Here is a 12,941-nt window from a genome sequence, read left to right on the forward strand (position 1 = left end):
GTTTAAATGAGAATAATAGCATCATATAAATTGTTTTAGCCAAAGACTTTGATAATATATCGACTTAATAGATCTCTGCATAAGATATGTGGACTCACATCAATAAATAGCATAAGCCATTTTATGCAAATAATAGGGACACAGGTCGTTATGGCTCAAACTGTCAACGAGGTAACTGACTTGATGAGTGATAAAGCCCGTCGCCCAAAAATTAAGCTCCAGATACCAAATTCAGCCAAATACTTGTTTATGGCGATGGTATTGGTATTGCTAGTACTGATATTGATCATGGGTGGCAAGGCTCTGCGTGATGCGCCGCCGGCGGCTATCCATGTCAATCACCAAGGCTTGACAGGCGTTCAATATCAGTCGCTACAACAAGTAATGGATCAGCAAAAGGTAAGCAGTTTTTTTACCTCTGATCTGCAAGCGTTAAGAGACATTACGATAGGTCTGGCTTGGGTCGATCAAGTAAGTGTTTCTCGTGATTGGCAGCGTGGTATCGTGGTTACTGTATTACCTAAACAGGCTGTTGCCAATTTTGGGACAGAACGTTTGGTTGATGCAAAAGGGACGGTTTTTGTCCCTGCTGACACTAAAGATTTGACGCAAGAAAAATTTGCTACTCTGCAAGGTGAGATAACCCAAGCGCCCGTTATTATGCAACAGATGCAGCAAGTCAACGACTGGTACGCACCGCTAGGTATACAAGTCGAAGATATTATTTTATCACCAAGAATGACATGGTTGATTCGCTTTGATAATGGATTACGCATCATTGTTGATAATGAAAACACTGCGCAAAAGCTACTGAATTTGAGTCAGCTGCTTGGTAATCAACTAAGCGCGCGTCGAGAACAGATACAATCGGTAGATTTGCGTTATAAAAATGGCTTTACCATTTCTGGAGATATGGTACAGCCAAAGAATGATGAAGCACCATCATCATAGATAGACAGAAGCAAAAACTGGTTAACATTTTGGCTTTTAGTATGAGCTGTTTTGTTCGAACGGTTTTAATAGTATTTAGCATTGAATACACAATCTTATAGTGTATTGATAGCGATTTTTTAATGATCTAATGGAGACGTCATTTGGTCTCCTGTTTAGCGATAATTTGTCTGGTACCATGAAAAATACTGAAAATCTGGTTGTTGTCCATCTAAGTGCCACGGCAGTCTATGTCGTCATTGGCAACGTCGTCTCTGCAAAAGACATTCGTATCTTGGGCGTTGGGCAAGTTAAAAATAGCGATTTTTATCAAGGCCAAATAAAGCATCGTGAGCGTTTGCAAGGTGCTATTAAACAAGCCATTCAAGAAGCAGAAGATACTGCCAATTGCCGTGTGCATAGTGTGTGGTTGACGTTGGCAACGCCCGAACTGTCTAGCAAAAACAGTGCAGGTGATGTGCAAGTGGAAGAGGATGTTGTACGTGCTAAAGATATGGTACAAGCATTATCTAATGCCAAGTCACGTGATTTGCCACCAGACTATTATTTGATGCACTGCTGTCAACAAGGTATTTACGTCAACGATCAAGACTTTATGGTCGATGATGCTATCGAAACAATGGCGCGTAACATTTCCGTGATGTATCACATGATGATGATGCCAGTGTCTAGCCGCCAAAATATCCAAAAATTATTGCAAAGCTGTGACGTTGGTATTGATCATATTGTTTTTGATGCAGTGACAAGCGCTGAATATAGCTTAATGAGTGATGAGCGTCAACAAGGTGTGTGCTTGGTCGATATTGGCGCTAGTACTACTAGTATTTGTGTTTATAAAGAAAATAAATTGATATTTACCCATTGTATCGCATCTGGAAGCCATGAAGTCACGATGGATATCTCAGCTGACTTTGGCATATCAATGATTGAAGCTGAAAAGCTCAAAAAAACTCACGGTACCGTTGATGTTAATAGTGTCGATCCTAGCTCTTTCTTTATCTTTAAACCGCAAGGGACAGGCGATGAGATCAATATTGGCATTTATAATCTAGCCCGTATTATTGAAGCTCGCTATGTCCAGATATTTACGGAAGTGGCTCGTCAATTACATGACGCAGATTTGATTGGTTATATAGACAAAGGCATCGTTCTCACTGGTGGGGGCAGCGCGGTTAAAGGTATGATACCTTTTGCCAAAAAATTGCTAAAAATGCCGGTGGTGCTGACCAATATACATCCTGCTATCAGTGCTTATAATCATTTTGATAATGATGAATCGTTCAAGCAGTTAAATATTCAGGTAAATGATCGTGCTTATCAAACGGCATTTGGTACGCTACTCTACAGTCAGAGCGAACAGTTCCGTCGTAGCGAAAAGAGTGAGCCTGAAGCGATTCAAAAGAATCGAGTCACTGGTGTTTTTCAAAGTGCAGGGCAACGTTTTGCTAGTGTACTGAAAAAGATACTATAAGTTTTTTTGGTAAAATATTGAGAATGCTAATATTCTTGTAGAGTTTACCTAAATTATTCAAGCAGAAAACGAAGTAATATAAAAAGTAATACCCTTTGCGATGATGACCTATTGTTATCTATGCTGAAAGATTTAAGCCATAACCCTATTTTATTTAAATACATTTATATATAGTATGTCGATAGTGCGCCATATGAGTGCGTTACCACGTATCAATCACCACGCTATCTGCAACTGGAGAATCCTTTTTATGTCAAAATACACCATGCCAGATGATAACCAGCTTCAAAACAACGGCCAAGCGAGCTTCACTGTATTCGGTGTGGGCGGCGGCGGCGGTAATGCAGTTGAACATATGGTACAGCAAGGGATTAGAGGTGTGACATTTGTTTGTGCTAACACAGATAAACAAGCACTAGATCGTCTAACAGCGCCGCATAAACTACAATTGGGTGCAAAGACGAACCGTGGTCTAGGTGCTGGTGCCAATCCAGAAGTTGGACGTGAAGCAGCAGAAAGCGAAGAAGAAGCTATCCGTGCGTTACTTGAACATGCAGATATGGTATTTATTACTGCTGGTATGGGTGGCGGTACAGGTACTGGCGCAGCACCTGTAGTTGCTCGTATTGCTAAAGAAATGGAAGTGTTAACAGTTGCTGTAGTGACCACACCATTCAAGTTTGAAGGTGGCAAACGTATCAAAGCTGCTAAAGCTGGTATTGAGCAGTTAACCAATTTCGTTGACTCTATCATCACTATTCCAAACGACAAGTTAATGAGTGTCTACGGCAATATCTCTATGCAAGATGCTTTCAAAAAAGCAGATGATGTGTTATTGCATGCGGTTCAAGGTATTGCTGAAACCATCGCTAGCGAAGGTATGATCAATATCGATTTCAACGATATCCGTACTGCTATGACTGCTAAAGGTCATGCGATGATGGGTATTGGCCGTGCAAGTGGTGATGATCGTGCACGTCAAGCGACTGAAAAAGCCATTAGATCTCCATTACTTGATGATCTACGTTTAGAGAATGCTAAAGGTCTATTGGTCAACGTGATTTCTTCTGAGTCACTATCATTAGATGAGATGAGCAAGATCAGTGTTATCGTTGAAGAAATTACTGATATTGATGATGCTCATATTTTCTATGGTTCAGTTATCGATGAAAAAATGGGTGATGATTTGCATGTGACAGTCATTGCAACGGGTCTGACTTTAGATGAAAATGCTGGCCAAGAACCTGAAGTAGTGGAGCAGCCAGTACCTTCTGTGAACAGCACTCAGCCTGTTGATCCTAATGTACATACCAGTGCTTTGAACAGCCAAAAGCAGTCACAAGCTCAAATGTATCAAGATACCTCTGCTACTGTACGTTCTAACGCGCCTCAAGAACAAGCTAAGACCAAAACCAACAGTATTCAAGACTATCTAAAACGCCAACAAAATAAATAATATTTTGAGATGTTTTTAAATAGAGTAAAAAAGCCAGCGTTCAATCGCTGGCTTTTTTGTGGCTGTAGATAAAGTACGTCTGTTTGCAAAGAGGTGATCCTATAATTTTTTACCGATAGAAGTAGCACCTTGGGAAGAGCTAATCATTAATAAATAGTAGTGTGAGACATTTTTTTATAATAAATATAGACTTCAATATATAGTTGATTCAGTTTAAAAGAGATACAAGGCAACCGAGTGCAGATGTATATGTGATACTTCAAGCGAGGTTAACGCTGTCACTCTTTTATAGAGGATTGACTATAGCTATTTATATAGAGATAGTTATGTCAATAGAGCATAGAAATAGTTTCGGTTTGGTGCGATAAGTGTTATCAATCAAGGAGATAAGGAAAATAGCGAGTTTTAACTGTGGCGAACTAGGGGCCTGTAATGGTACACTATGGCAATTGTAACAAAATATGTGAGAAGACAGTCATGAACCAAAGAACCATAAAAACTGCGATAGCTATTACAGGTACTGGTCTTCATAGTGGTCAGCCTGTTGACTTAGAATTTCATCCGCAACCAATAAATACAGGTATTGTTTTCGAGCGCTCTGATATCGAAGGCAGTCAGCCAATTCCAGCCAGTGCCTTTTTAGTGCAAGACACCATGATGTCATCAAACCTAGTATTCGGTGGTACACGAGTGGGTACGGTGGAGCATCTATTGAGTGCGATTGCTGGACTTGGTGTAGATAACCTTTTAATCCGTGTCTCTGCTTCGGAGATTCCGATTATGGACGGTAGTGCTGCACCTTTTGTTGCATTGCTACTTGATGCAGGGTTTTGTGAACAAGACGCTTTGAAAAGGTTTATTCAGATAATAAGACCAGTACGTGTAAAGGTCGACGATAAATGGGCAGAGCTGCGCCCGTATGAAGGGTTTGAATTAAATTTCGAAATTGATTTTGATCACCCTGCTATTGATAAGAATTTTCAGCATGCACAACTGCAGTTTTCAACGCAAAATTTCATTGAACAGCTGAGCTCAGCACGTACTTTCGGATTTTTACGTGATATTGAGGCATTACGCCAGAATAATTTGGCGTTAGGTGGCAGTATGGACAATGCTATCGTCATAGATGAAGCCAATATTCTTAATGAAGAAGGCCTGCGCTTTAATGATGAGTTTGTTCGTCATAAAATTTTGGATGCGCTAGGTGATCTATATCTGATTGGTTATCCAATTTTAGGTCGCTTTAACGCGTATAAGTCTGGTCATGCACTAAATAACTTGTTAGTGCGTGAAATACTATCTGATCATGATAACTTTGAAATTGTAACTTTTGATGACAATGTAACCTGTCCTATCGAGTATCTTCCTTTGAAAGGGATGGCTGTTGAAGGGTGAAGAGAGTGATATACACGAAGTATCGAAACATTGACGTAATATTACATAGGTCTACGTTAATTACATCATTATAATATTCTATAATCTAAATATAGCGCCATGATTATCTCAATAAATTTTCTTTAGAGTAGGGAATACAAAAGCTGTAGGTAGTTTTCTAATCATCTGTTGGTGATATTCACATTATGAATAGCGCTGGTAGATGATTTTTTTTGTTGGCTTCATTACAAAATCTCAGCGTTGTAGGCCAGTTTTTACGTTTTTTTTTACATAACTTTACATGTCACGGCCGGGTTTTTTAAGGATTTATCAAGCGTAAAAGTGCTTTTTTGAGTTTTTCATCAGTGGTGACATGCTCTGCAGCCTGTGATATAGTCCGCTTTATGTTTTGGCTAAGGGCCTGATTTTCATTGGCTTTCTGAGGCTTTGACAGGACTGCAGATGATGTTGATGATTGTTTAGATGAATAATTATCAGCCGATTTGCTAGCTATTACGACACGGATTTGCTTGAGTTGTTTAAATGTAATGGACTGCTCTGTCAGCACCTGCAAATAAGAACTTTGCAAATACCGTATATGATTAGCAGCAGTCATCGAGCCAACGCTAAGAATTAATTGCTCAGAAGTAAAGCCTACGACCCAACAGGTATTGAGGATTTCCTCAGGTAGACAGTCTACCAATAGCTCTTTTACCTCATTGGTCGTTTCTATATATAGCCTCATGTTGTCAGCAAGTGTTTGGGGTAGTGCGCTACCAGCAAAAGCTTGATGATCAATAAGTTGGGCAAGCCGGTTAGGCTGTTTTTTTGACATCGTAATGACTCATCTAATAGGTGACAAAATCGATATTCATAACAGACATGCCAAAGCGATATATGGCAAGCGATTTACATGAGAGTTGACTAAATGAATGCTGATAGCAGCATTAGTCACTACAGAAGAAAGAGTAGGCTCTTGTCATAAGGATTTTATCATGTTTGTTTAATGATAATGTCCACTAAATTAATTGATGCTTCGTCAAGGATGACGAGCTGTCTTGCATTAACAATAGGTAGTAAATTTATGAAACAAGCTTTATTAATTTTGTCAGTATTGGGAATGGGTATAGCACAGGCAAGTGGTGCTGTCGAAACAACCTTTCAACCAAATAATACCTTGAGTCATACCACCACAAATATCTCTACTTCTACGACCTATGGTTCTAGTCGTAATATCTATAGCACGAACAGTGGTGCCCATGTATATAGTAACGATGAAATCAGTCAAGCCATTGATAATCTCAGTGCACATGCTAAGCAAAAAGAATATAAGCTTGCCTCGCTAACCAGCCGCTTATCTTACGAGCAGCGTCAGCAACAAGTAAAATCAATTCCAGATCGTTTTTCTGCTCCTGCTATTGCAGCAGCAAACGCATCACGTGTCGCTTTGTCTAGAAGTTCTGGCTACTGTGCTCGTTATGTACGTAAAGCACTACAATCAGCTGGTTACGAATTCACGCCGAACCCTTCAGCTTATCAATATGCTTCTCGTGGCACACTAGCCAAAGCAGGCTTCACTAAAATTAGTAATGATATGCAGCCACAAGTTGGTGATGTCGTAGTCTATAATCGTACTTCAAGTCGTCCACATGGTCACATCCAGATCTTTGATGGCAATGACTGGGTATCTGATTTCCGTCAAAACAGCATCAGCCCATATAGTGGTAACTATAGCTATACCACATGGCGCGATTCGCAGTATGTTGATGATGCATCAGACCGTGGCATCTATCTTGCGATGGCTGATAAGTAATCAGTTAAGTACACGCAATCATCTGCTAAGCAAACTGTTTTCTCTAGACTCAGTAATGTTCTTTATGACATTACTGGGTTTTTTTATATTTTAAACATCAAGTTTAAGTGAGAGTAACGATTAGAGATTGTTCTATTTGTAGTGTTATTCAAGTAATGTTTTGCATATGATATGGCTAAATCTCAAATCTAGACCAGTACTGGCGATTATGAAAATCAGGTGGCGAGGCATGGCTGGTTGCGAAGTATAAAGGCGTCTGGTCCAACCGCAAGATAACGCATGGATGTATGTGCTCAATGGTAGTGTTATTGATAGCATATTTCAGATGCGAGTCAGACAGCTGAGCCAATGGTACGTTGAAGCTTCGCTTGTAACTATTAGGTTTGAGTTCAGGTTTAAGTAGAGTGTCTTGCTCTCTAAGTAAATGCATGTTTGCGGACGTACTTTGATGCTTGGGCTTGTTAGTCCACTCAATAGAGGCACGCGTGTGTCCATCGTCTTGGTACAAAGGTGTCGGTGGTAATGTCGCAGGGTTACGGTAACTCTCAAATTGATAGAGTGCATAACGACCATCTGGATTGGCATTAATCTCAATATAAGACGTTGTATGCTCGGTAACAGCGTGAGAGTTGATAATACTACCAGTGATAAAGCACTCAAGGCAGGTCTCTTCCCATAAGTAATCAGAAAACCCGACCTGTTCAGGTTGCCGCATCGGCCAGTCTAATTTATCTGCTAGCATCTGGTTAGGCAAAGTAATGCGGTAAGTCAGCTGTAAACATACCTCAGGATATTGAACAATATGAGCACTTACCTGCACACAGATACGCTTGAGATCATCTAAAGTTACGCCAAGTTGATGTGCATCACTTGCTATCGTTTCGTTTGCGATGTAAAGGTCAAAGGTTTGATTCATCATTTTATAAAACTCAAAAATAATATAGTTGATTCAATTTCAAAGAGAGTCAAGGTAACCGAATGCAGATGTATTGTGATACTTCAAGCGAGGTTAACGCTGTCTCACTATTTTATAAAGGATTGACTATAACGAGAAAGCTATGTCGATTGTGTGATTTAGCATTATAAAACAGGCAAATCGATGAGAGTAGACAATATAAAAGCCGCGAGCAAGTTGCATCGCGGCTTTTATATTTTACCGTAAGGGTTCGGCTATGATATAAGATTTTACGGTATGATATTTCTTAAACTAAATGTGCCATCACGCATTACTGTGCGTGACGTGCTAAGTTAGACAGTTTTGGGTTGGCATTCGGGTTTTTGCGTAGTAATAGAGCCATACGACCAATTGAATGTACCAAAGATGCTTTAGCAGCAGTGGCAAGCTCAGCGCCAATGACATCACGTTCTTGCTTAGTGCCTGAAGGCAGTTTTACTTTAATAAGTTCATGATCTGTTAGAGCACGATTAATTTCTTCAATGATGGTTGGGGTAATACCTTTGTTGCCAATCATGACAATCGGTTTCAGTTCGTGACCAATGCCTCTTAGGCGTTTGATTGTAGCGTTATCGAGTTCCATAGAATTCCTAAGTGTTGATAAAAATAAATGACAATGCTATTGAGAGCAGTTGATGACCATTATAGATAATCTGTGGTCAACTTGCATGAGATCAGCAGGATTTTGCACGATTTTACGTGATGAAAATGTTAAACTGAATGTTTAGCCACATTATAAACGCTACTGTCTTATAAAACAGTGTTTTAACCAATAGAATTTGTTCAGTTTAAGACAAGAGAACAAATCAATGGTCTCATTGAGTCCATCTTTAAAGCATTTTATAAATGTAGTGGCTATTTCATCAGTATGTATTAGTGTTTTGCAAAGCAATAGGAGCAGGTATTTTGGCCACGCGTATCGAAAATAAAAAATTGTCAAAGAGTAGTAGCGCTTGGATGAAAGAGCACATTGACGATCATTATGTGCAAAAGGCTCATAAAGATGGCTATCGTGCCCGTGCTGCCTATAAATTATTAGAAATCAATGAAAAAACCAGCCTGATTAAGAAAGGCATGACGGTCGTAGATTTGGGTAGTGCTCCTGGTAGTTGGTCACAAGTGGCTGGTCAATTGGTAGGCGAGCAAGGCATCTTGATTGCCTCCGATATTTTAGCGATGGATACTTTGCCTGATGTTACTTTTATCCAAGGCGACTTTCGTGAAGCAGAAGTGTTTGATAGTATCATGGCAGAAGTTGGTGACAGGCAAGTAGATGTGGTGTTGTCTGATATGGCGCCCAATACGGCAGGTAATAGCGCGATTGATCAGCCACGTATGATGTACTTATGTGAATTGGCCGTGGATTTTGCTTTGGCAACCTTACCAGAAGGTGGCGCGCTCATTATGAAAGTGTTTCAAGGTGAAGGAACACAAGAATTACGCAAGCAGATGCAGCAGGATTTTAGTAAAATCCGTAGTATCAAACCAGGTGCTTCTAGGCCGCGTTCAAAAGAGATGTTTTGGATAGCGATTAAATAGTTTTAACTTTGATGAGTTATTGCCATTGTAAGCGGGATATTGTGTCACCATTAAGTATATCTATTAGAATATTAAAATCGTTACAATCGTTGATTGAATAATAGCGATACCTGCTTGAATTATGCAGGTTAGTACCACATATCATGGTATATTAACTTTGTTTTAGGCAAAGTCGTCTGACAATAAGCGCTTGATAAGCTCATCTGCGATAGATTCATATATCATTGATATTTATAACTTGTTAAACCTGTTTTATAAGACATTTGACATGTATAAGCCCCGATCAGAAAACTCTGACATTGATAGGTTTATGAAAAATGAGCGATACGTTTATAGACGTCACGTGTTTAATAGACACACCAATAAGTAAGGGATGGGAATAACTAGTGAGCGACATGGTAAAAAATACCTTATTGTGGCTGGTGGTAATCGGCGTTTTAGTACTGGTGTTTAGCGGCTTCGATCAATCATCTGAGCCGGATAGCCTCAACTACTCTGAGTTTGTGACCGCTGTGTCAGAAAACCAAGTAGCCAGTGTTGAAATTGACGGCGAAGAAATCACCGGCGAGAAGAAAAATGGCTCAGCTTTTGAGACCATTAGACCTGCTGTATCAGATGACGAGCTGATGCCACTGCTACGTGAAAACCAAGTCGAAGTTCAAGGAACTGCACCAAAGCGCCAAAGCGTATTGATGCAATTATTGATCGCCAGCTTCCCAATTCTATTGATTATTGGTCTGTTCTTATTCTTCATGCGTAATATGCAAGGCGGCGCAGGCGGAAAAGGCGGCGGCCCAATGAGCTTTGGTAAATCAAAAGCTAAAATGCTGACCGAAGACCAAATCAACGTCAACTTTGAAGACGTGGCAGGTTGTGAAGAAGCCAAAGAAGAAGTCGTAGAAGTGGTTGAGTTTTTACGTGCTCCAGATAAATTCACGAAGCTAGGCGCGACCATTCCACGTGGTATCTTGATGGTAGGCCCTCCGGGTACTGGTAAGACGCTACTAGCAAGAGCCATTGCTGGTGAAGCTAAAGTGCCGTTCTTCTCTATCTCAGGTTCTGATTTCGTTGAGATGTTCGTCGGTGTCGGTGCATCACGTGTACGTGACATGTTCGAACAAGCAAAGAAAAGCGCGCCTTGTATCATTTTTATTGATGAGATTGATGCAGTCGGTCGTCATCGTGGCTCTGGGATGGGCGGCGGTAATGATGAGCGCGAACAGACACTGAATCAGTTACTGGTTGAGATGGATGGCTTTGAAGGTAATGAAGGCGTTATCGTTATTGCTGCGACCAACCGTGCTGACGTGCTTGATAAAGCATTATTGCGTCCGGGTCGTTTTGACCGTCAAGTACAAGTAGGCTTGCCAGATATCAAAGGCCGTGAGCAAATCTTAAAAGTTCATTTGAAGAAATTGCCAAACACGATTAGTGTAGACGCAAGTTCTCTTGCTCGTGGTACACCTGGATTCAGTGGTGCACAGCTTGCCAACCTTGTAAACGAAGCCGCATTATTTGCAGCACGTCGTAACAAGACCAGTGTCGATATGAATGACTTTGAAGATGCTAAAGACAAGTTATATATGGGTCCAGAACGCAAGTCCATGGTGATACGCGAAGAAGAGCGCCGTGCGACTGCGTATCATGAAGCAGGTCATGCGTTAGTAGCTGAACTATTACCGGGTACAGATCCTGTGCATAAAGTCACTATTATGCCTCGTGGTTTTGCCCTTGGTGTGACTTGGCAGTTGCCTGAGCACGATCAGACCAGTATGTATAAATCGAAGATGTTGAGTGATATTGCTATTTTGTTCGGTGGTCGTATTGCTGAAGAAGTGTTTATCAATCAAATGTCGACAGGTGCTTCGAACGACTTTGAGCGCGCCACCAAAATGGCACGTGCGATGGTGACGAAGTATGGTATGTCTGATGCACTTGGTATCATGGTGTACGAAGATGATGACAACTCACAAGGCTATTTCGGCGGTGGGGGTCGTACGATCTCTGAAGCCACTCAGCAAAAGGTTGATGAAGAAGTACGCCGTATGCTAGAAGAGCAGTATGATATCGCTCGTGAATTGATTGAAGCCAATCAAGACAAAATGCATGCGATGGTTGAGGCTCTCATGAACTGGGAAACCATCGATCGTGACCAACTGCAAGATATTCTAGCAGGTGAAGCGCCGCGTCCACCGAGAGTCTATCAGCATAACGAAGTCAATCTGTCAAAGAATGACATCAAAACAACGGGCACAACACCGCCACCATTACCAGCGATGTAGCGTTTAGTTTATAAACTCTCAATAAGAAAGCCCTTTATATAAAGGGCTTTTTTATTGTCATTGTTTTATGAAGGATTTAGGGCCGAGTAAGATTTACTGGTATCATGAGCATAGGCAGTAATAATTAAAATTGTTCTTATGAGAGATAAAAGGGTTATGTCATTATTCCAAGCCTTACCTGACTACAAGATATCTAGTCGTGATAAAACTTTAGATTTATCAATACCTCATATTATGGGTATACTTAATGTCACACCAGATTCATTCTCAGATGGTGGGCAGTTCAATGCGGTGGATAAAGCCATTCAGCATTGCCAGAAAATGATCAATGAAGGTGCGACTATTATTGATATCGGTGGTGAATCCACTCGCCCAAATGCGGATGCTGTCGCTACGAGTGATGAGATGTATCGCGTCGTACCTGTTGTTCAAGCCATTAGACAATCTTTTGGAAATGATATTTGGCTGTCTATCGATACTAGTAATCCAGCAGTTATGGAAGCCGCATTTGAAGCCGGTGCTGACATATGGAATGACGTACGGGCTCTAAAGCGTGTTGATGCGGCTACAATGGCAGTCAAGCTTGATATACCAGTCATGCTAATGCATATGCGCGGTGAGCCGACGACGATGAACGGCTTGGCACAGTATGATAATGTAATAGATGATGTGAGTACCGAGCTAGTAGCCTGTATTGACGAGGTAATCAGTATCGGTGTCAAACGTGAAAAAATAATTATTGATCCAGGCTTTGGATTTGCAAAAAACTACGAGCACCACTGCGCACTATTAAGCCAGCTTCAGCGGTTGCAGACACTGGGATTGCCAATGATGTTTGGCATTTCACGTAAGCGATTTTTAGCAGAGGTGTTGAGCAAAAGTGGGGTTGAAGCAGTGGCTAATATTCAAGCAACAGAGCGTGATGCAGCAGGAGTGGCAGCAGGTATTTTTGCGCTACAACAAGGGGCAAGTATCATTCGCACGCATAATGTGACGATGATGCAGCAGGCAGTAGCGCTATGGAGTCAGTTGTCTGAGTATGACCGTCACTAATAGGCTTTTATACTCGTTTACGCTGTTGTCCAATACTATAAGTGTTT

General features: G+C 40.9%; 11 protein-coding genes. 8 read left to right on the forward strand and 3 right to left on the reverse strand.

Features of this window, described 5'->3' with window-relative positions; all coding sequences use genetic code 11:
• Window positions 1–150: 150 nt before the first annotated feature.
• The 4 genes from ACZW67_RS10260 to lpxC all read left to right on the forward strand — a co-directional run bounded on the left by ACZW67_RS10260 (window position 151) and on the right by lpxC (window position 5,273).
• On the forward strand, window positions 151–951 hold the full coding sequence (locus tag ACZW67_RS10260) for a cell division protein FtsQ/DivIB (RefSeq protein WP_465183168.1): 801 nt from the start codon (window positions 151–153) through the stop codon (window positions 949–951).
• Window positions 952–1,129: 178 nt separating this feature from the next.
• A complete protein-coding gene (gene ftsA, locus ACZW67_RS10265; RefSeq protein WP_465183169.1) occupies window positions 1,130–2,422 on the forward strand; it encodes a cell division protein FtsA in 1,293 nt (430 codons plus the stop codon).
• Between the two features lie 250 nt (window positions 2,423–2,672).
• Window positions 2,673–3,878: a cell division protein FtsZ gene (gene ftsZ / locus ACZW67_RS10270; RefSeq protein ID WP_110923297.1), complete on the forward strand. Its 1,206-nt coding sequence runs from the start codon at window positions 2,673–2,675 to the stop codon at window positions 3,876–3,878.
• A gap of 477 nt (window positions 3,879–4,355) precedes the next feature.
• Window positions 4,356–5,273 (forward strand): UDP-3-O-acyl-N-acetylglucosamine deacetylase, encoded by a 918-nt coding sequence (gene lpxC / locus ACZW67_RS10275; RefSeq protein WP_465183170.1) that lies wholly within the window; start codon window positions 4,356–4,358, stop codon window positions 5,271–5,273.
• 298 nt (window positions 5,274–5,571) lie between these two features.
• Here lpxC and ACZW67_RS10280 read toward each other — a convergent pair whose 3' ends face one another.
• Window positions 5,572–6,087: a hypothetical protein gene (locus ACZW67_RS10280; RefSeq protein ID WP_465183171.1), complete on the reverse strand. Its 516-nt coding sequence runs from the start codon at window positions 6,085–6,087 to the stop codon at window positions 5,572–5,574.
• A gap of 249 nt (window positions 6,088–6,336) precedes the next feature.
• Here ACZW67_RS10280 and ACZW67_RS10285 point away from each other — a divergent pair, with 249 nt between their 5' ends.
• Window positions 6,337–7,065, forward strand: a complete 729-nt coding sequence (locus ACZW67_RS10285; protein WP_465183172.1) for a CHAP domain-containing protein — start codon at window positions 6,337–6,339, stop codon at window positions 7,063–7,065.
• Window positions 7,066–7,240: 175 nt separating this feature from the next.
• Here ACZW67_RS10285 and ACZW67_RS10290 read toward each other — a convergent pair whose 3' ends face one another.
• Entirely contained in the window at window positions 7,241–7,984 is a 744-nt protein-coding gene (locus ACZW67_RS10290; RefSeq protein WP_465183173.1) for a DOMON domain-containing protein, read from the reverse strand.
• A gap of 307 nt (window positions 7,985–8,291) precedes the next feature.
• On the reverse strand, window positions 8,292–8,603 hold the full coding sequence (locus ACZW67_RS10295) for a YhbY family RNA-binding protein (protein ID WP_110923293.1): 312 nt from the start codon (window positions 8,601–8,603) through the stop codon (window positions 8,292–8,294).
• 323 nt (window positions 8,604–8,926) lie between these two features.
• Here ACZW67_RS10295 and ACZW67_RS10300 point away from each other — a divergent pair, with 323 nt between their 5' ends.
• The 3 genes from ACZW67_RS10300 to folP all read left to right on the forward strand — a co-directional run bounded on the left by ACZW67_RS10300 (window position 8,927) and on the right by folP (window position 12,894).
• Window positions 8,927–9,559: an RlmE family RNA methyltransferase gene (locus ACZW67_RS10300; protein WP_110923292.1), complete on the forward strand. Its 633-nt coding sequence runs from the start codon at window positions 8,927–8,929 to the stop codon at window positions 9,557–9,559.
• Window positions 9,560–9,945: 386 nt separating this feature from the next.
• A complete protein-coding gene (gene ftsH, locus ACZW67_RS10305; protein WP_197101570.1) occupies window positions 9,946–11,841 on the forward strand; it encodes an ATP-dependent zinc metalloprotease FtsH in 1,896 nt (631 codons plus the stop codon).
• 156 nt (window positions 11,842–11,997) lie between these two features.
• Window positions 11,998–12,894: a dihydropteroate synthase gene (folP, locus tag ACZW67_RS10310; protein WP_465183174.1), complete on the forward strand. Its 897-nt coding sequence runs from the start codon at window positions 11,998–12,000 to the stop codon at window positions 12,892–12,894.
• The last annotated feature ends 47 nt before the right edge of the window (window positions 12,895–12,941 follow it).

Source organism: Psychrobacter sp. TPE 89C (assembly GCF_055522395.1).